The 18920-nt window shown below is 69.0% G+C and carries 17 protein-coding genes; 4 read left to right on the forward strand and 13 right to left on the reverse strand.

What is annotated here, in order from left to right; translation table 11 throughout:
- Positions 1-56: 56 nt before the first annotated feature.
- The 3 genes from ACIGDI_RS23035 to ACIGDI_RS23045 form a co-directional block, all read right to left on the reverse strand.
- Positions 57-1061 (reverse strand): FKBP-type peptidyl-prolyl cis-trans isomerase, encoded by a 1005-nt coding sequence (locus tag ACIGDI_RS23035; protein ID WP_399899568.1) that lies wholly within the window; start codon positions 1059-1061, stop codon positions 57-59.
- A 136-nt stretch (positions 1062-1197) separates the two neighbouring features.
- Positions 1198-2559, reverse strand: coding sequence for a Pup--protein ligase (gene pafA, locus ACIGDI_RS23040; RefSeq protein ID WP_028801611.1), 1362 nt, complete (start codon positions 2557-2559; stop codon positions 1198-1200).
- A 9-nt stretch (positions 2560-2568) separates the two neighbouring features.
- Complete coding sequence (locus tag ACIGDI_RS23045) at positions 2569-3828, reverse strand: MFS transporter (RefSeq protein WP_399899572.1); 1260 nt, start codon at positions 3826-3828, stop codon at positions 2569-2571.
- A gap of 88 nt (positions 3829-3916) precedes the next feature.
- Between ACIGDI_RS23045 and ACIGDI_RS23050 the strand changes: the two genes are divergently transcribed.
- The gene (locus tag ACIGDI_RS23050; protein WP_399899575.1) at positions 3917-4933 is read left to right on the forward strand and encodes a LacI family DNA-binding transcriptional regulator; all 1017 of its coding nucleotides are present in this window, start codon (positions 3917-3919) and stop codon (positions 4931-4933) included.
- 63 nt (positions 4934-4996) lie between these two features.
- On the opposite strand, the gene prcA is transcribed toward ACIGDI_RS23050, so the two are convergent.
- The 6 genes from prcA to arc form a co-directional block, all read right to left on the reverse strand.
- A complete protein-coding gene (prcA, locus tag ACIGDI_RS23055) occupies positions 4997-5752 on the reverse strand; it encodes a proteasome subunit alpha (protein WP_351569066.1) in 756 nt (251 codons plus the stop codon).
- Positions 5753-5811: 59 nt separating this feature from the next.
- Positions 5812-6657, reverse strand: a complete 846-nt coding sequence (gene prcB, locus ACIGDI_RS23060; protein ID WP_399899578.1) for a proteasome subunit beta — start codon at positions 6655-6657, stop codon at positions 5812-5814.
- Positions 6609-7184: an endonuclease VII domain-containing protein gene (locus ACIGDI_RS23065; protein WP_399900036.1), complete on the reverse strand. Its 576-nt coding sequence runs from the start codon at positions 7182-7184 to the stop codon at positions 6609-6611. Before ACIGDI_RS23065 ends, prcB begins: the two co-directional genes overlap by 49 nt.
- Before the next feature lie 50 nt (positions 7185-7234).
- Positions 7235-7453, reverse strand: a complete 219-nt coding sequence (locus ACIGDI_RS23070; protein WP_058928511.1) for a ubiquitin-like protein Pup — start codon at positions 7451-7453, stop codon at positions 7235-7237.
- Between the two features lie 188 nt (positions 7454-7641).
- Entirely contained in the window at positions 7642-9153 is a 1512-nt protein-coding gene (gene dop / locus ACIGDI_RS23075; protein ID WP_399899581.1) for a depupylase/deamidase Dop, read from the reverse strand.
- Positions 9154-9398: 245 nt separating this feature from the next.
- A complete protein-coding gene (arc, locus tag ACIGDI_RS23080; protein WP_399899585.1) occupies positions 9399-11165 on the reverse strand; it encodes a proteasome ATPase in 1767 nt (588 codons plus the stop codon).
- A gap of 243 nt (positions 11166-11408) precedes the next feature.
- Here arc and ACIGDI_RS23085 point away from each other — a divergent pair, with 243 nt between their 5' ends.
- Entirely contained in the window at positions 11409-11714 is a 306-nt protein-coding gene (locus tag ACIGDI_RS23085; RefSeq protein WP_399899588.1) for a ferredoxin, read from the forward strand.
- Between the two features lie 58 nt (positions 11715-11772).
- Here ACIGDI_RS23085 and ACIGDI_RS23090 read toward each other — a convergent pair whose 3' ends face one another.
- From ACIGDI_RS23090 to ACIGDI_RS23100, 3 genes are all read right to left on the reverse strand, one after another.
- Positions 11773-12345 (reverse strand): hypothetical protein, encoded by a 573-nt coding sequence (locus ACIGDI_RS23090; RefSeq protein WP_399899591.1) that lies wholly within the window; start codon positions 12343-12345, stop codon positions 11773-11775.
- A 221-nt stretch (positions 12346-12566) separates the two neighbouring features.
- Positions 12567-13466 (reverse strand): tRNA (adenine-N1)-methyltransferase, encoded by a 900-nt coding sequence (locus ACIGDI_RS23095; protein ID WP_020939007.1) that lies wholly within the window; start codon positions 13464-13466, stop codon positions 12567-12569.
- A gap of 131 nt (positions 13467-13597) precedes the next feature.
- Positions 13598-15337 (reverse strand): site-2 protease family protein, encoded by a 1740-nt coding sequence (locus ACIGDI_RS23100; RefSeq protein ID WP_399899595.1) that lies wholly within the window; start codon positions 15335-15337, stop codon positions 13598-13600.
- Between the two features lie 174 nt (positions 15338-15511).
- Here ACIGDI_RS23100 and ACIGDI_RS23105 point away from each other — a divergent pair, with 174 nt between their 5' ends.
- A complete protein-coding gene (locus tag ACIGDI_RS23105; RefSeq protein ID WP_399899598.1) occupies positions 15512-16534 on the forward strand; it encodes a RecB family exonuclease in 1023 nt (340 codons plus the stop codon).
- 14 nt (positions 16535-16548) lie between these two features.
- The gene (locus tag ACIGDI_RS23110) at positions 16549-17220 is read left to right on the forward strand and encodes a response regulator transcription factor (protein ID WP_030606450.1); all 672 of its coding nucleotides are present in this window, start codon (positions 16549-16551) and stop codon (positions 17218-17220) included.
- 65 nt (positions 17221-17285) lie between these two features.
- On the opposite strand, the gene ACIGDI_RS23115 is transcribed toward ACIGDI_RS23110, so the two are convergent.
- Positions 17286-18866, reverse strand: coding sequence for an ABC transporter substrate-binding protein (locus ACIGDI_RS23115; RefSeq protein WP_399899601.1), 1581 nt, complete (start codon positions 18864-18866; stop codon positions 17286-17288).
- Between the last annotated feature and the right edge of the window lie 54 nt (positions 18867-18920).

Below are 18920 nucleotides of genomic sequence, written 5' to 3' on the forward strand. Positions count from 1 at the left end.
CTTTCAGCTCCTGCTTGTCGGAAAGGCAACAACCACAGTCTTACACCTCGCGGACGCTACATCTTCGCGAGGATGTCGACCGAGAAGACCAGCACCGAGTCCTTCTTGATGCCGCTGTTGGGCGGCGGGTTGTCGCCGTAACCCAGCTTCGGCGGCACGACGATCAGGACCCGGCTGCCGACCTTCTTGCCGGTCAGGCCCTGCGCCCACCCCTTGACGACCTGCTGCAGCGAGAACGACATCAGGGCCTTGCGGCCGTACGTCGAGTCGAACTCCTTGCCGCCGTCCCACAGCACGCCCTTGTACTGCACCAGGACACTGCTGTCGGCCGTGACCTCCTCGCCGTCGCCCTCGATGACGTACTTCGACACCAGCTTCGTCGGCGCGTCGCCCTTGGGCACGTCGATCGAGGGCGCCTTGCCGTCGGTGTTGGTGCCGACCTTGGGCAGGCTCGCGTCACTCTGCGCGACGTTCGTGCCCTTCGCCGAGCTCGACGCGTTGAACGTGTTCTGGATGTCGGCGACGAACACCAGCGTGTCGGTTCCCTTGATGCCCGCCTGCGAGTTGCCAGACGTGCCGTAACCCCAGGTCGGCGGGACGGAGAAGATGACACGGCTGCCGACCTTCTTGCCCGCCAGGGCATAGCGCCAGCCGTCGATGATGCTGCCCTGCGCCAGCTGGATCAGCAGCGCGGTCTTGCGGTCGTAGGAGTTGTCGAAGACCTTCGCCGTGTCCCAGATCTGACCGAGGTAGTGGGCCTGGATGTAGTCGTTCTCCGCGACGGTCTTGCCGCTGCCCGCGATGAGCGTCTTCACCGCGAGCTGCTTCGACGGCTCCCCGGTGCCCTTGGCCACCGTCGGCTTCTTGCCGAACGTCGTGCCCGCGGTCACCGTCGGCAGCGGGCCGTCGACGATCTTCGGCGGCGGCGCGGCGGAGGTCGCCGAGGCGGAGGGCGACGCACTGTCGCTGGCCTTGGCCGAGTCGGACTTGTTGTTGTCGCCGCACGCGGCGAGCGTGGCAAATCCTGCGGGTACGGCGATGAGCAGTGAGCGTCGGCGCACGGTGGGGGCCTCGTATCGGTCGATCTTGTGGACTGGCGTGCGCGCAACTCTACGGCGTGAGAAGGGCGCCGCACTGAAAACGTACGGCGCCCGCGTTGCGTTCCGGTCTTTCACCGGAACAGGTTGCTCACATAACTCACATTCCCGCGATCAGCTTCTCCACCCGGTCGTCCACCGACCGGAACGGGTCCTTGCACAACACCGTGCGCTGCGCCTGATCGTTGAGCTTGAGATGCACCCAGTCGACCGTGAAGTCACGGCGCTGTTCCTGGGCCCTGCGGATGAAGTCGCCGCGCAGCCGGGCCCGAGTCGTCTGCGGCGGAACGGACTTGCCCTCGAAGATCTTCAAGTCGTTGCAGATACGGGCCGCTTGGCCCTTCTTCTCGAGCAGGTAGTACAGGCCACGACGGCGGTGGATGTCGTGGTAGGCGAGGTCTATCTGCGCGACCCGCGGGTGGGACATCGTCATGTTGTGCTTGGCCCGGTACCGCTCGATGAGCTTGTACTTCATCACCCAGTCGATCTCGGTGCCGATCCGGTCGAGGTCCTCGGCCTCGATCGCGTCCAGCGTGCGGCCCCACAGCTCCAGGACCTGCTCGACGGTGCCGGTGCGGATACCGCGGCGCTCGCAGAAGTCCACGGCCTTCTCGTAGTACTCGCGCTGCACCTCCAGCGCGGAGGCCTCCCGGCCGCTGGCCAGACGCACCTTGCGTCGGCCGGTGATGTCGTGGCTGACCTCGCGGATCGCCCGGATCGGGTTCTCCAGGGTCAGGTCGCGCATCACGGTGCCCGCCTCGATCATGCGCAGCACCAGGTCGGTGGCCCCGACCTTCAGCAGCATGGTCGTCTCGGACATGTTCGAGTCGCCCACGATGACGTGCAGCCGGCGGTAGCGCTCGGCGTCCGCGTGCGGTTCGTCGCGGGTGTTGATGATGGGCCGGGAGCGGGTCGTCGCCGAGGAGACGCCCTCCCAGATGTGCTCGGCCCGCTGGCTGACGCAGTACACCGCACCGCGCGGCGTCTGCAGCACCTTGCCAGCCCCGCACAGGAGCTGGCGGGTGACCAGGAACGGAATGAGGATGTCCGCCAGCCGGGAGAACTCCCCGTGCCGGGCCACGAGATAGTTCTCGTGACACCCGTAGGAGTTGCCCGCCGAGTCGGTGTTGTTCTTGAAGAGGTAGACGTCGCCCGCGATTCCCTCCTCGTGCAGGCGTCGTTCGGCGTCTACCAGAAGCCCTTCCAGAATGCGCTCGCCGGCCTTGTCGTGGGTGACCAGTTCGGTCACGTTGTCACATTCGGGTGTCGCGTATTCCGGATGTGAGCCCACGTCGAGATAGAGGCGGGCGCCGTTTCGCAGAAAGACATTGCTGCTGCGGCCCCATGACACGACACGGCGGAAGAGGTACCGCGCCACCTCGTCGGGAGACAGGCGGCGCTGTCCCCTGAACGTACATGTGACGCCGTACTCGTTCTCCAGCCCGAAAATGCGGCGGTCCATGACTGAACATTACGCCCGATCCCCTGAGCTGAAACGGGGTTCGACGGCACGGTTTGGATCATTTTCCGAACAAGCGGCAACTACCCGCGGCCCGCCGGGAGCTGCGAGGACCCGCCCGGTGGCCAGCAGGACCAGCAGCGACACGCCCCCCGCCGCACCCGGGACGGCATACCCCCACACGGCCCCGCCCGCCTCGACGACCGGACCCGCCAGGCCCGTTCCGACCGACGCCCCGACCGTGAACGTCGTCACGATCCAGGAGAACGCCTCGGTGACGGTCCCCCTCGGCGCATGCCGGTCCACCAGTACGAACGCGCAAGCGATGACCGGCGCCAGGAACAACCCGGCGACCACCGTGAGCAACACCATCGCCACAGCACCCGGCATCAGCATCAGCGGCAGGTAACACACCGCCAGAAGAGCGACCAGCACCTGCAGTCGCCGCGCCGGCTCCCCCGTCCATCGCCGCGCCCCGTACACCGTCCCGCCGATCAGCGCACCCAATCCGATCGCCGCCATGATCCAGCCGTAGACCGCGTCCCCGCCGTGCTCGTCGGCGTACGGCACCGACGCCACCGTGATGGACCCCAGCGCCATGCCGACGAACAGGAACGCCCCCAGCAGCGCCAGCAGCCCCCGCGAGCGCAGAGCGCCGAGCCAGTGCGCCTCACGCGGCGCCGACCGCCACGCGCGCGAGGGCGGCGACACCACCACCGACAGCGCCCCGAGAACCCCGATGACGTTCACCACGACCAGCGCCGCCCCGGCCGACCACAGCGACACGCACAATGTCACCAGCAGCGGACCGGCGGCGAACATGACCTCCTGCGCCACGGCGTCCATCGCGTACGCCGTGTGCACCTGCTCCTCCCGGCCCAGCACACTCGGCCACAGAGCCCGCAGACCGCCCTCCAGGGGCGGTGTGAACAGCCCGGCGGCCGCCACGCACGTGTAGGCGAGCGCGAGCGGATCGGTGCCGGTGACGGCGAAGCAGGCCATGGCGAGGGCCGAGGCGAGCGCGGCGGGCAACTGGACACGCGGCTGCCCGTGCAGGTCCACCAGCCGCCCGAGCACCGGCTGCCCGACCGCGTTGGCGACCCCGTACACCGCCGCCAGCCCACCGGCCAGGCTGTACGTGCCGCCCTCCGCGCGGACGAACAGCACGATCGCGATCGCTGCGGTGGCGTTGGGCAGCCGGCCCACCAAAGTGCCCGTCAACAGGCGCGCGGCATGCCGCGCCCTGAGGATCTCCAGGTATCCCGCGGCCATGCCCCGCCTCCAAGTTTTACGTATAACGTCGCCTTCCATACGTACCATGTGCGCTGTTCACCAGTCCACACGAAGGAGCAGGCCGACGGTGGCACGAGGCAGCACCCGCCCCACGAGCCGAGACGTCGCCCAGGCCGCCGGCGTCTCCCAGGCCGCCGTCTCCCTGGTCCTCGGCGACAAATGGCACGGCCGGGTCTCCGCGGCCACCGCCGAACGCGTACGCCAAGCCGCCCGCGACCTCGGCTACCGGCCCAACCTCGCCGCCCGCAACCTCCGCCTCGGCCGCACCCGCACCGTCCTCCTCGTGGTCCCCGCCCTCACCAACGAGTTCTTCGCCGGCGTCTACACCGGCGCCGCCCGCGTCGCCGCCCGCCACGGCTTCGGCGTCGTCCTCTACCCCTCCCCCGCCGGCATCGGCCCCGCCCGCGACCCCTTCGCCTCCGCCCAGGCCGCCCTGGACGGCGTCATCGCCTCCTCCATGGCCGCCGACGCCCTCACCGAGATCCGCGGCGACCAACTCCCCCTGGTCATGCTCGACAGCGACCCCGACGGCAGCCTCGGCGCCGCCACCGTCAACCTCGACATCACCGACGGCGTCCGCCAGATCGCCGAACACCTCCTCGCCCAGGGACACCGCACCTTCCTGCACCTCGCCGCCGACGTGCCCTCCTGGACCTTCGAGGTACGCGCACGAGAACTCGCCGACCGCGTCGCCACGACCCCCGGCACGTCCGTACGCACGGCCCACTCCGCGCTCTCCATCGAAGCGGCCCTCACCGCCACGACCACCGCCCTCGCCGAACCGGGCCCCCACCCCACCGCACTCGTCTGCGACGACGACAAACTCGCGGCAGGCGCCTACAAGGCCATCCGCCGCCTCGGCCTGCGCATCCCCGACGACATCTCGGTCACCGGCCTCGACGACCTCGCCCTCGCCACAGCCCTCGACCCCGAACTGACCACCGTCCGCCTGGACGCCGAGACGGTCGGCGAACGCGGCATGCAAGCCCTCCTGGCCGTCCTGGACGGCCGCACACCGGACGCGGGCGACATCCCCGTCGAACTGGTCGTACGAGGCTCCACAGCGCCGCCTCACGCCCCCTGAACGCCCTGCGCCCCGGCCGCACCAGCAGCCGGGGCACACAAGGAAGGAAGCTTCAGGACCGGACTACTCCTCGTCCGGACCCTCGCCCTCCGTACTGCTCTCGGCCTCGGTCGACGCCCCGCCCGCCTCCAGAAGCCGGGCGAGCTGACGGCCGACGATCCGCTTGAACTTACGCGCCTGCGGACGCGTACGGTCCAGCACCGCGACCTCCAGGCGCTCCGCGGGGATCTCCCGCTGCGTGCCGTTCGACTCACGGGACAGGGCCTGCACGGCCAGCTTGAGCCCCTCCGCGAGGGTCATGCCCTCCCGGTGCTGCTGATCGAGGTAGTTGCTGATCAACTCGGCGTTGCCACCCACCGCGACCGAACCGTGCTCGTCCACGATCGAACCGTCGTGCGGCAGCCGGTAGATCTGATCGCCCTCCGGCGTCTCACCGACCTCGGCCACGACCAGCTCCACCTCGTACGGCTTCTCACCGGCCGAGGAGAAGATCGTGCCCAGCGTCTGCGCGTAGACGTTCGCCAGACCGCGAGCGGTCACGTCGTCCCGGTCGTAGGTGTAACCCCGCAGGTCGGCGTAGCGCACACCACCGATCCGCAGATTCTCGTACTCGTTGTACTTGCCGGCGGCCGCGAAGCCGATCCGGTCGTAGATCTCACTGAACTTGTGCAGCGCACGGGACGGGTTCTCACCGACGAAGACAATGCCGTCGGCGTACTGGAGCACGACCAGGCTGCGGCCGCGCGCGATGCCCTTGCGGGCGTACTCCGCCCGGTCGGCCATGGCCTGCTGGGGGGAGACGTAGAACGGCGTCGACACCGGTTATCCGTCCCTTTCTGTCGAGGTCAACTGGATCACCTTGATAAGACCGGCCGCCGCTACAGCAGCGCGGCCCGCGGGCCGTCGGGCTGCTCCAGCCGCCGCGCCAGGATCGAGCGGGCGATCTCGGAGGACTCGTCCTCGGTGAGCCGGCGGAAGCCGTCCTCGGTGATCACGGTGACGATCGGATAGATCCGGCGGGCGACATCGGGACCACCGGTCGCCGAGTCGTCGTCTGCCGCGTCGTACAGGGCCTGCACCACCAGTGTGGTGGCGTCGGCCTCGGTCAGGTCCTCACGGAAGAGCTTCTTCATCGCACCGCGCGCGAAGATCGAACCGGAGCCCGTGGCCGCGTAGCCGTGCTCCTCGCTGCGGCCGCCCGTGACGTCGTAGGAGAAGATGCGGCCCTTCCCCCGGTCCACGTCGTAACCGGCGAACAGGGGCACCACGGCCAGGCCCTGCATCGCCATGCCCAGGTTGGAACGGATCATGGTCGACAGGCGGTTCGCCTTGCCCTCCAGCGACAGCTGGGCGCCCTCGACCTTCTCGAAGTGCTCCAGCTCCAGCTGGAACAGCTTGACCATCTCCACGGCGAGGCCGGCCGTGCCGGCGATGCCGACCGCCGAGTACTCGTCGGCGGGGAAAACCTTCTCGATGTCGCGCTGGGCGATCATGTTGCCCATGGTGGCCCGACGGTCACCGGCCAGCACGACACCGCCCGGGAACGTCACGGCCACGATCGTGGTGCCGTGCGGCGCCTCGATCACACCCTGAGTGGGCGGCAGTTGACGGTTGCCGGGCAGCATCTCGGGCTGGTGCTCCGACAGGAAGTCCATGAAGGACGAGGACCCAGGCGTCAGGAAGGCAGCTGGTAGACGCCCGGTGCTACGAGTGTTGGCTTCCACGCGATTCCTTCCACGTAAGCAGCAGCCCGCCTTATGGCATCGGGCCGATCCTTGAACTGCCCCAGCGCGGCATTGCAGCTGAAGCACAGTACGCCTCGGACCCTACCCGTCTTGTGGCAGTGATCCACATGCTCCGGCGCTGCCGCCAAACATACGCAGCAGACACCTCCTTGAGACGCGACCAACTCGTCCCGCTCGGCCTCGGTGATGCCGTACTGACGCTTCAGATGGCCGGCGCGCGCCTTGTTCGCCCTGCACGCCCTGCAACTCGTCGAGAGGCCATCGGAAGCGGTCGCATTGCGATGCCACTCACTGTGAGGCTTGATCTCGCCACAACTGCGGCAGAACTTGTACCCCTCGGGGGTCTCCACCCGAGGACGGACGTTCTTCCCCTTGGCGAGCTGCCGCGCTTGGTGATACTCCGCCCAGCATTCCCGACAGTAGGCCTGCAGCCCGTCCCGAGCCGACTTGTTCCTCGCGAAGGCTGCTCGCGGCTTGGATGCCCTGCACCGCGAACAGCGCTTCAACTCGCCCACGATCGCCAACCCGATCCCCCTCGAACCCTTCGATTCGAAGGCTACTGGCCGCCTTTCTGAACGAAACTACGGACGAAGTCCTCCGCATTCTCCTCGAGGACATCGTCGATCTCGTCCAGAACCGAGTCCACGTCGTCGCTCAGCTTCTCGTGTCGTTCCTTCAGGTCCTCGGAGCCCTGTGCTTCGGTCGTCTGCTCCTCGGCCTGTTCGGTCGAGTGCGTCGCCTTCTGCTGGCCGCCGCCGGTGTCCTTGGTTGCCATGACCCTCACCCCGCTCAGTTCGCCCGACATGGTCGACAGGTCGGCATTCCTGCCGATCGGTGATGATCAGACCCTACAAGCCGGGTCTGACAATGGCCCTGCGTTTCTCCAACGTACGAGGACCACCTCGATGATTCCCGGACGGCGGACTTTCCACCCTGTTCGCCGGACGCCGCCCGGGTGCCCGCTCAGTTGCCCGACAGCACCCTGACCAGGTCTTCCGCCGTCCGGCAGCGGTCGAGGAGCTCCTTGACGTGATTTCGCGTTCCGCGAAGCGGTTCGAGGGTTGGAACACGCTGGAGCGAGTCGCGGCCCGGGAGGTCGAAGATCACGGAGTCCCAGGAGGCCGCCGCGACGTCGTCCGCGTACTGCTCGAGGCAGCGTCCGCGGAAGTAGGCGCGGGTGTCCTCCGGGGGCTTCGTGCGGGCCCGCTCGACCTCGTCCTCGGTCAGCAGCCGCTTCATGCGGCCGCGGGCCTCCAGGCGGTTGTAGAGGCCCTTCTCGGCCCTTACGTCGGCGTACTGGAGGTCGAGGAGGTGCAGCTTGGCCGCGTCCCAGTCGAGGGCGTCGCGGCGCCGGTAGCCCTCCATGAGCTCGCGCTTGGCGACCCAGTCCAGCTCGCCGGCCAGGCTCATGGGGTCGTGCTCCAGGCGGTTGAGGGTGTCCTCCCAACGGGAGAGGACGTCCTTGGTCTGCTCGTCCGCGTCGGCGCCGTAGCGTTCCTCGACGTACTTGCGGGAGAGCTCGTAGTACTCCATCTGGAGCTGGACCGCGGTGAGTGTGCGGCCGCTGCGGAGGGTGACCAGGCGCTTGAGGGTCGGGTCGTGGGAGACCTGGTGGAGGGTGCGGACCGGCTGGTCCACGGCCAGGTCGACGGCGATGAAGCCGTCCTCGATCATGGACAGGACCAGGGCGGTCGTGCCGAGCTTGAGGTAGGTGGAGATCTCGGAGAGGTTCGCGTCGCCGATGATGACGTGCAGGCGGCGGTACTTCTCGGCGTCGGCGTGCGGCTCGTCGCGGGTGTTGATGATGGGGCGCTTGAGGGTGGTCTCCAGGCCGACCTCGACCTCGAAGTAGTCCGCGCGCTGGCTGAGCTGGAAGCCGTGTTCGTGGCCGTCCTGGCCGATGCCGACGCGGCCGGCGCCGGTGACGACCTGGCGGGAGACGAAGAAGGGCGTGAGGTGGCGCACGATGTCCGAGAACGGGGTTTCCCGCTTCATCAGGTAGTTCTCGTGTGTGCCGTAGGAGGCGCCCTTGTTGTCGGTGTTGTTCTTGTAGAGGTGGATCGGCTGGGCACCGGGGAGCTGGGCCGCGCGTTCGGCGGCCTCGGCCATGATCCGCTCGCCGGCCTTGTCCCAGAGGACGGCGTCGCGGGGGTTGGTGACCTCGGGTGCGCTGTATTCGGGGTGTGCGTGGTCGACGTAGAGCCGTGCGCCGTTGGTGAGGATCACGTTGGCGAGGCCGATGTCCTCGTCGGTGAGCTGGCTGGCGTCGGCGGCCTCTCGTGCGAGGTCGAAGCCGCGCGCGTCCCGCAGCGGGTTCTCCTCCTCGAAGTCCCAGCGGGCCCGGCGGGCCCGGTGCATCGCCGCCGCGTAGGCGTTGACGATCTGGGACGAGGTGAGCATGGCATTGGCGTTGGGGTGGCCGGGGACGGAGATGCCGTACTCCGTCTCGATGCCCATTACTCGCCGTACGGTCATGCGGCCCTCCTTGCCCGGCGGTGTCCTCGGTCGGGGACGCCGCTCAAGTACCGCTGGCGCTCCGGTGCGTGTGCGGTGCCCGTCCCCGCACTGCGCGACTCGGCGGTACCGAAGAGCCTAGAACGGCTTTGCGCTGGTGGGGAGATCATTTGCGTCATTGCCTTGCTCGCCTTGGTTCCGGTTGGTTGCCTGAAAAACAGTCGGCTGCGGGTACCCCGGTGAGGGCACCCGCAGCCGCCCTGTCTTTACAGGTACTGACCGGTGTTCGCCACCGTGTCGATGGAGCGTCCGGTGTCTGCGCCCTGCTTTCCGGTGATGAGGGTACGGATGTAGACGATCCGTTCGCCCTTCTTTCCGGAGATTCGGGCCCAGTCGTCCGGGTTGGTGGTGTTGGGCAGGTCCTCGTTCTCCTTGAACTCGTCCACGCATGCCTGGAGGAGGTGGGAGACGCGGAGGCCCTTCTGGTTGTGGTCGAGGAAGTCCTTGATCGCCATCTTCTTGGCGCGGCCGACGATGTTCTCGATCATGGCGCCGGAGTTGAAGTCCTTGAAGTAGAGGACTTCCTTGTCACCGTTGGCGTAGGTGACCTCCAGGAAGCGGTTCTCCTCGGATTCCGCGTACATGTGCTCGACGGCCGTCTGGATCATGCTCTCGACGGTCGTGGTCTTGCTGCCGCCGTGCTCGCCGAGGTCGTCGGAGTGCAGCGGGAGGCGTTCGGTGAGGTACTTGCCGAAGATGTCCTTGGCGGCCTCGGCGTCCGGGCGCTCGATCTTGATCTTCACGTCGAGTCGGCCGGGGCGCAGGATGGCGGGGTCGATCATGTCCTCGCGGTTGGAGGCGCCGATGACGACCACGTTCTGCAGGCCTTCCACGCCGTCGATCTCGGCGAGCAGCTGGGGGACGATCGTGTTCTCGACGTCGGAGCTGACACCGGAGCCGCGGGTGCGGAAGAGGGATTCCATCTCGTCGAAGAAGACGATGACGGGTGTGCCCTCGCTGGCCTTTTCCCTTGCACGCTGGAAGACGAGGCGGATCTGCCGCTCGGTCTCGCCGACGTACTTGTTGAGGAGCTCGGGGCCTTTGATGTTGAGGAAGAAGCTCTTGCCCTGGGCCTGGCCGGTGACCTCGGCGACCTTCTTGGCCAGCGAGTTGGCGACGGCCTTGGCGATGAGTGTCTTGCCGCATCCGGGCGGGCCGTAGAGCAGTACGCCCTTGGGCGGCCGGAGCTCGTGCTCCTTGAAGAGGTCGGGGTAGAGGTACGGGAGCTCGACGGCGTCGCGGATGGCCTCGATCTGGCCGCCGAGTCCGCCGATCTGCTCGTATCCGATGTCCGGTACTTCTTCGAGGACGAGTTCTTCGACCTCGCTCTTGGGGACGATCTCGTAGACGTAGCCGGAGCGGGGTTCGAGCAGCAGGGCGTCACCGGGGCGGATGTTCACGTCCAGCAGTGGCTCGGCGAGCCGTACCACCCGCTCCTCATCGGTGTGCCCGAGCACCAGGGCGCGTTCGCCGTCCTCGAGGATCTCCTTGAGGGTGACGATGTCCCCGACGCGCTCGAACTCCATGGCCTCGACCACGTTGAGCGCCTCGTTGAGCATTACTTCCTGGCCGCGCCGGAGTTCTTCGAGGTCGACGCTGGGGCTGACGTTCACCCGGAGCTTGCGGCCCCCGGTGAAGATGTCGGCGGTGCCGTCCTCGTTCGCCGCGAGGAAGACTCCGAAGCCGGCCGGTGGCTGTGCGAGCCGGTCGACCTCCTCCTTGAGGGCCACGATCTGGTCGCGGGCCTCGCGGAGTGTGTTGGCGAGTCGCTCGTTCTGGGCGGACACGCCGGCCAGGTTGGTCTGCAGCTCGACGATCCGCTCTTCGAGAATCCTCGTGTGTCGCGGAGAGTCGGCGAGCTTGCGTCGCAGGACGGCGATCTCCTGCTCAAGGTAGGCAATCTGCCCGGCCGGGTCGTCGGACCCGCGTCCCGGGCGGATGCCGCGGTTCATGTCGTCGTCGTGGGCTGCCACGGTCCTCACCTCCTCCAAGGGGAGCTGGACGCTTCCAGACCCTACCTGGGTGGGTGTCGATTGAAACCCCTAGATCACAAAGACGGTCGGGGTGTGTCCGATCTTCACCCTTGCGCTCTCCCTCACGCCAGGGGAATACCCACCGAACATGATTGGAAAGCTGCCGGAGGTAGGGTCACAGTGTCCAACACCCGTCAGAGCTGGCCCGATTCCCGTCGGCTCGACTTCTAAACGGCAGGAGCGATGAGCGTGCAGCAGGAGGCCGTGGCCGGCGGCGAGCAGCTGGAGGTCTGGATCGATCAGGACCTGTGTACCGGCGACGGGATCTGCGCGCAGTACGCGCCGGAAGTGTTCGAGCTGGACATCGACGGTCTGGCGTATGTGAAGGGGCCGGGCGAGGAGCTGTTGCAGGACAAGGGTGCTGCAACGCCTGTTCCGTTGCCGCTTCTGACGGATGTGGTGGACTCGGCGAAGGAGTGTCCGGGCGAGTGCATCCATGTGCGGCGGGTTTCGGACAGGGTCGAGGTCTACGGTCCGGACGCTGAGTGAGGTAATGGGTGCGGGCCGTTACCGTTGTCTGATTTCTCACACACGCCGGGGGCGTGACTCAGACGCTGTGGGTGGCGGCGGGTGTCGAGCGGACGAACGTGCCGTTCTTCCACTGCCACTTCACGTGGTCGGTGACGTCGGGGCAGCAGCGGGGCACGTTGTCGGTGGAGTAGCCGAGCAGGGTGGCCGTGACGGCGCCGTCGCGTATCGCGAAGTCGCTCACGGTGTCGTCGGCTTTGGGGTCGAGCAGGGTGGCGACCACGCGGGGTGTGCCGTCGGAGGCGCGGGTGAGGACGTAGACGCCGTCGGGCGGGGTGCCCATGGGGGCGTCGCAGTGCACGATCGCGACCGTCTCGGGGTTGCCGTCGCCGTCGAGGTCTCCGGTGGTCTTCTTGTGGACGATCGCTTTGACGGGACCGCAGGTGATCGGGAAGTCGACTCCGGCCGTGCCGGGCGCGGTGGCCGCGTGGACGGTCTTGGTGTGCGGGTCCGCCGTCTGGGCCGCTGTGGCCGAGTTGGGCTGCAGGACCGAGGAGAGGGCCATGACGCCGGCGACCGCCGTGGCGGTGGCGACCCAGTGGATGGGACGGGTGTGCGTGTGTGCCAGTTCCGGGACGGCGGGATGCTGCACTAGGAGCGTCTCCTGTGAGGGCTGTGCCGGTGGGGGTGGCACGCATCGTGCCACACGTCACAGTGCGGGGGAACGGCGGGGTACGGGATGACGAACAGGGCCCCGCCGGGTTTGTTCGGTTTGTGGCGCACTGTCATGAGAAGGGCGCCGTGGTCGAGTTCCGGTGGTTGGTGCGGGAACTCGACCGCGGCGCCCGTGCGTTGCTGCGGTACGCGGCGGTGTCAGCGGCCGCCGCCGTCGGCGTTGGGGCCGGCGTAGTCCTCGCCGTAGGCGCCCTTGGCGGGGCGGCGGCGGCGCATGGGGGGCTCGACGCCGTCGGCGAGGCGGCGGGCGGTGAGGAGGAAGCCGGTGTGGCCGATCATCCGGTGGTCGGGGCGGACGGCCAGGCCCTCGATGTGCCAGTTGCGGATCATCGTCTCCCAGGCGGTCGGCTCGTTGAAGGAGCCGATCTCGCGGATGGACTCGACGGTCCGGGCGAGCTGGGTGGTGGTGGCGACGTAGCAGCAGAGGATGCCGCCGGGGACGAGTGCCTTGGAGACGGCCTCGAGGCATTCCCAGGGGGCGAGCATGTCGAGGATGACGCGGTCGACGTCGGTGTCGGAGAGGTTGTCCTGGAGGTCGCCGACGGTGAGCTGCCAGGCGGGGTGCGGGCCGCCGAAGTAGCGTTCCACGTTCTGCTGGGCGATCTCGGCGAAGTCCTCGCGGCGCTCGTAGCTGTGGAGCATGCCCTGGTCGCCGATGGCGCGCAGCAGGAAGCTGCTGAGCGAGCCGGAGCCGACTCCGGCCTCCACGACGCGCGCGCCGGGGAAGATGTCGGCGAAGGCGAGGATCTGCCCCGCGTCCTTGGGGTAGACGACGGCTGCCCCTCGGGGCATGGACAGGACGTAGTCGGGGAGCAGGGGGCGCAGCGCGAGGTAGGCGACGTTACCGGTGGTGCGGACAACGCTGCCCTCGGGTGCGCCGATCAGCTCGTCGTGCGGGAAGGAACCCTTGTGGGTGTGGAAGTTCTTTCCGGCTTCGAGCGTGAACGTGTAGTGGCGGCCCTTGGGGTCGGTCAGCTGAACCTGGTCCCCGACCTTGAAGGGCCCGCGCCTGCGGGCGGCACCGGTCGGTTCGGACATGTGAACAGCCTACCGGGGTTTGCGGGGGCCGCCGACCACGGTGGGCTCCGTGGGGAGACCGGTGGATCGGCTGCGGGTGCGTGGTGGATCGGCGTGCGGTTCTCCGCGCCTCTGTGGGGTCGCCGGGCCGCTCAGGACGGTCTGGCCATGGCTTTCACGAAGGCGCGTTCGACGTCGGCGGCGGACAGTACGCCGTAGATCTCGCCGGTTTCCTCGACGACGAGGTATTCGGTGGCGGGGGTGGCGCGCAGGACGTCGAGGAGGTCCTCGCCGGCGAGTTCGGCGGAGACGCGCATGCCGTCGGTGAGTTCCTGGGCGAGGCCGCTGACGGCGACCCAGGGGCGGCGGTGTTCGGGTACGCCGACGATGGCGGCCTCGCGGACGAGGGAGAGCGGGTGGCCGTCGGCGTCGACGACGACGAGGGCGCGGGCGCCGGCCGCGTTGGCGCGGCGCAGGGCTTCGGAGAGGGGGGTGTCGGTCTCGACGGGGACGGCGCGGCGGGTGAGGTTGCGGGCGCGCAGTTCCGGCAGGTGTTCGCGCAGGCGGGCCATGCGGAGGCTGTTGCCGGCGCCGGTCCAGATGATCGCGGCGAGGATGGCGGCGAGCAGGGCGTCGGTGACGGTGTCCATGCCGACGCTGTCCTCGGCGGTGGAGCCGAGGGCGCCGGACTGGGTGAGCAGCGGCAGGCCGATCAGGACGGAGACGGCGAGGGCGCGGCCGACCCAGGCTGCGGCGACGGTGCCGCTCATGGGCTTGCCGGTGATCTTCCAGACGACGGCGCGGAGCATCCGGCCGCCGTCGAGCGGGAGGCCGGGCAGGAGGTTGAAGGCGGCGACGATGAGGTTGGAGATCATCAGGCCGGCGAGCAGGACGCCGGGAACGGTGCCGGGCTCGACGGGCTGCATGGCGACGTAGAAGAGCCCGGCGAGGATCAGGGAGAGCAGGGGGCCGACGAAGGCCAGGACGAACTCCCTGCCGGGGGTCTCGGCTTCCTTCTCGATCTCGGAGACGCCGCCGAAGAACTGGAGCTGGATGCGGCGGACGGGGAGTTTGAAGCGGAGGGCGGCGACGGTGTGGGCGAGTTCGTGGACGAGGACGGAGGCGTAGAAGGCGACGGCGAAGAAGAGGGAGACGAGGTAGCGGGCGGCGCCGAGTTCGGGCAGGACGCGGTCGAGCTGGCCGCCGAAGACCCAGGTGATGAGGGCGGCGACGAGGAACCAGCTGGGGGCGACGTAGACGGGTACGCCGAAGGGGCGGCCCATGAGGAGTCCGCCCCGGGGGGATTCGCGGCGCTGGGGCGGGGGGTTCTTGGCGCCGGAGTGGGCGAGGGTGCGGTCGGCGTGGGACGCGTGGCCGGGGGTGGTGCCGGTGGTGTGGGGGGCGTGGTGACCGGCGTCGGGAGGGGTGGGGTGGCCGGGGGGCGGCGCGTCGGGGCGGGCGGGGGTGTCGGCGGCGTCGGCCGGCTGGTCCGCGTCCGGCCGGCCTGCGTCCGGCGTGTCTGCGTCCGGCTGCTCCGTGCCGTGCGCCGGGGAGGCGTCGTCGCTGCGGGGGGCGGCGGGCCGGCCGGAGTGCTCCTGGGGGGCGGGGCCGTCGGCGGGGGCGGTGTCCTGTCGCGGGTGCCCGTGCTCGTCGTCTCGCGCTTTCGGGTCGCTGTCGGCCGGGGCGGCCCCGGTGTCGGTGGTCGGCGCTTTCGTGCTGTCGCCCATCGAGGGGTCTCCCTTGGCGGCGTCCCTGGTCGTGGTGGTCCGTCGTGCGTCCGTGGGCTGTGCGTCGGCCTGGGTGGGTGAGGGGGTGGCCGGGGCCGGTCCCGTGGGGGGCTCGGCCGGCTCGTCGGTGCCGGGCCGCTGCCCGCTCCCGCCGCTCTGGTCCACGATGTCCCCTCGTTCGAAGCGTCTTCCGCGCCTGCCGGGCGGAAGGGTCTGGGGTCGATGGTATGCGGCCGTCGCGGCGCGTTCCGCCCCGGCACCCCCGGTGTTTCCCCGTCGGCCGCCCCGTCGCGGCGGTGGGTGGGTCACTGTCAGTGGCGGGCCGTAAGGTCTGTGGGCATGGAGAACAGCGCGGAGGGCACGGCTGAGGCCCACGGCGGGGGTCCGGCACCGGTGGATCTTCCTGTGGTGGCCGAGCAGACGGCGGTGACGGCGGGGGTGACGACGACGGCGGTGACGACCGCGGTGGCGGCGGCAGCGGCCGTGGGGACGCCGGACGCGGACCGGCCCGCCATACCGCCGGCCAGTCTGTCGCCTTCGCGTGCCGGTGACTTCATGCAGTGCCCTCTGCTGTACCGCTTCCGTGTCATCGACCGGCTGCCGGAGAAGCCGAGCGAGGCGGCCACCCGGGGGACGCTGGTGCACGCGGTACTGGAGCGGCTTTTCGACGCCCCCGCCGCGGAGCGGACGGCGCCGCGCGCCAAGTCCCTGATCCCGGGCCAGTGGGACCGGCTGCGGGAGAGCAGGCCGGAGGTCGTGGAGCTGTTCGAGGACGATCCCGGCGGCGAGCGGCTGGCGCGCTGGCTGGGCGAGGCAGAGCGGCTCGTCGAGCGGTGGTTCTCGTTGGAGGATCCGACCCGGCTGGAGCCCGCGGAGCGGGAGTTGTTCGTGGAGGCCGAGCTGGACTCGGGGCTGACGCTGCGCGGGATCATCGACCGGGTCGACGTGGCGCCGACGGGCGAGGTGCGGATCGTCGACTACAAGACGGGCAAGGCGCCCCGGCCGGAGTACGCCGAAGGCGCGCTGTTCCAGATGAAGTTCTACGCCCTGGTGGTGTGGCGCCTGAAGAAGGTGGTCCCGCGGCGGCTGCAGCTGGTGTACCTCGGCAGCGGGGACGTCCTGACGTACGACCCGGTCCTCGCCGATCTGGAGCGGGTCGAGCGCAAGCTGCTCGCGCTGTGGGAGGCGATCCGGCAGGCCACCGAGTCCGGTGACTGGCGGCCCCGGCCGACGAAGCTGTGCGGCTGGTGCGACCACCAGGCGCACTGCCCGGAGTTCGGGGGCACTCCCCCGCCTTATCCGCTGCCGGTGAGGGCGGTCGGGTCGGGTGACGTCCCGCAGGGCAGAATGGGGCCGGACTAGCGAAGGAGAGTCACGTGGCCATCCGCGTCCTACTGGTCGACGACCAGCCGCTGCTGCGTACCGGTTTCCGCATGATCCTGGAGGCGGAGCAGGACCTCGCGGTCGTCGGCGAGGCCGGAGACGGCCTCCAGGCCCTCGACCAGGTGCGGGCGCTGCAGCCCGATGTGGTTCTGATGGACATCCGGATGCCCCGGATGGACGGGGTGGAGGCGACCCGGCAGATCACCGGGCCCGGGCGGGACGGCCCGGCGAAGGTGCTGGTGCTGACCACCTTCGACCTCGACGAGTACGTGGTGGAGGCGTTGCGGGCGGGGGCGAGCGGGTTCCTCTTGAAGGACGCGCCGGCCAATGAGCTCGTCCAGGCGATCCGGGTGGTGGCGGCGGGCGAGGCGATGCTGGCGCCGAGCATCACCCGGCGGCTGCTGGACAAGTACGCCACTCACCTGCCCTCCGGTGACGAGCCGGTGCCGGACACGCTGCACACGCTCACCGACCGTGAGGTGGAGGTGCTGAAGCTGGTGGCGCGCGGTCTGTCCAACGCGGAGATCGCGGCGGACCTGTTCGTCAGCGAGACGACGGTGAAGACGCATGTGGGCCACGTGCTGACCAAGTTGGGGCTGCGCGACCGGGTGCAGGCGGCGGTGTACGCGTACGAGAGCGGGCTGGTGCGTCCCGGCGCCCAGTAGGGCGTACGACGGCGGAGGGCGCCCCTTGTGGCAAGGGGCGCCCTCCGTGTGTGTGGGGCCGTGCGTCAGCTCTTGCTGAGCTCCCAGAAGCGGAAGACCGTCGAGGCGTCGAGGCAGTATTCGAGGCCGTAGACGTTCTCGCGGGTGACCGCGTACTGCTTGGCCTGCCAGACCGGGAGGACGGGCAGCTGCTGGGCGACGATGTCCTGCAGCTTGGCGTAGTCGTTGTCGGTCGCGGCGCGGTCGCTCTCGGCGGCGGTGCGCGGGATGAGCGTGCCGGTGATCGTGTCGTTGTTGTAGTTGTTGCTCAGGACGTTGCCCTTGCCGAAGAAGGGGGCGGTGAAGTTGTCGGCGTCCGGGTAGTCCGGCACCCAGCCCTTGACGTAGATGCCGTACTTGCCCTTGGCGATGTCCTTCTCGTACTGGTCGAAGGCGACGGACTTGACGTCGGCGGCGAACAGGCCGCTGGCGTTGAGCTGTCCGGCGATGGCCTTGAGCTCCTGGTCGGTGGCGGGGCCGTAGCGGGAGGGGGTGGACCAGAGGGTGATCTTGACCTTGCCGGTGATGCCCTCGTTCTTCAGGGCGGCGGCGGCCTTGGCCGGTGAGGGGCTGGCGCCGTAGGTGTCGAAGAACGCCGTGTTGTGGCCCACGATGCCGGCCGGGATGATCGAGTAGAGCGGGGTGGCCGTGCCCTGGTAGACGTTCTTGATGAGGGCGTCGCGGTCGAGCAGGTAGGCGATGGCCTTGCGCACGCCGAGCTTTCCGGCGACCGGGTCCTTCATGTTGAAGACCAGGTGCTGGACCTCGGCGCTGGTGCCCTCGACGACCTCGGTGGTGGCCTTGTTGTCGGCGTTCTGCAGGTCGGCGATGTCGCCGGCGCTCAGGCCCCGGTAGGCGATGTCGATCTTGTCGTCCTGCAGGGCCTGCTTCAGTCTGGCCTGGTCGCCGTGGAAGAACTTGAGCGTGACGCCGGAGTTCTTGATCTTCGCGGTGCCCTTGTAGTTGCCGTTGACCGAGAAGACGGCCTTGTCCTCGCCGAAGGAGTCCAGCTTGTAGGGGCCGGAGCCGACCGCCTTGCCGTCCTTGCGGAGCTTGTTCCCGTCGTACTCGTTGTGGTCGACGATGGAGCCCGCACCGGAGGCGATCTTGCTGGGGAAGGTGGCGTCCGGCTCCTTCAGGTGGAAGACGACCGTCTTGGCGTCCGGTGTCTCGATCTTGCCGAGCATCGGGAACATGATCGCCGGACCGGCGTCGTCGTTGATCTTCAGCATGCGGTCGAAGGAGAACTTGACGTCCTCGGAGGTGAGCGCGTCACCGTTGCTGAACTTCAGCCCGTCCCGGAGCGTGCACCGGTAGACCTTGGTCGCGGTGTCGGTGAACTCGCACGACCGGGCGGCCTCGGGCACCGGCTCGGTGCCTCCGTTGGGGAAGGCGAGCAGCGACTGGAAGACGTTGTTGAACAACAGCCAGGAGCCGGGGTCGTAGCCGGAGGCCGGGTCGGTGGCCAGGACGTCGTCGGACATCCCCATGACCACCGAGGACCCGGTACCCCCGGAATCGCCGTTGTCCGCGCCGCAGCCGGTCAGCAGGCCGGAGGCCAGCCCCGCCACTACGGGCAGGACTGGCCACTGGTTGCGCATGTTCACAGCATGTGCCTTGTCGTCGGTATCGGGACCCCGGGGCCGCCGTCCCCGGGCCCC

The organism is Streptomyces sp. NPDC085900 (genome assembly GCF_044540925.1).
GTDB lineage: Bacteria > Actinomycetota > Actinomycetes > Streptomycetales > Streptomycetaceae > Streptomyces > Streptomyces gilvifuscus.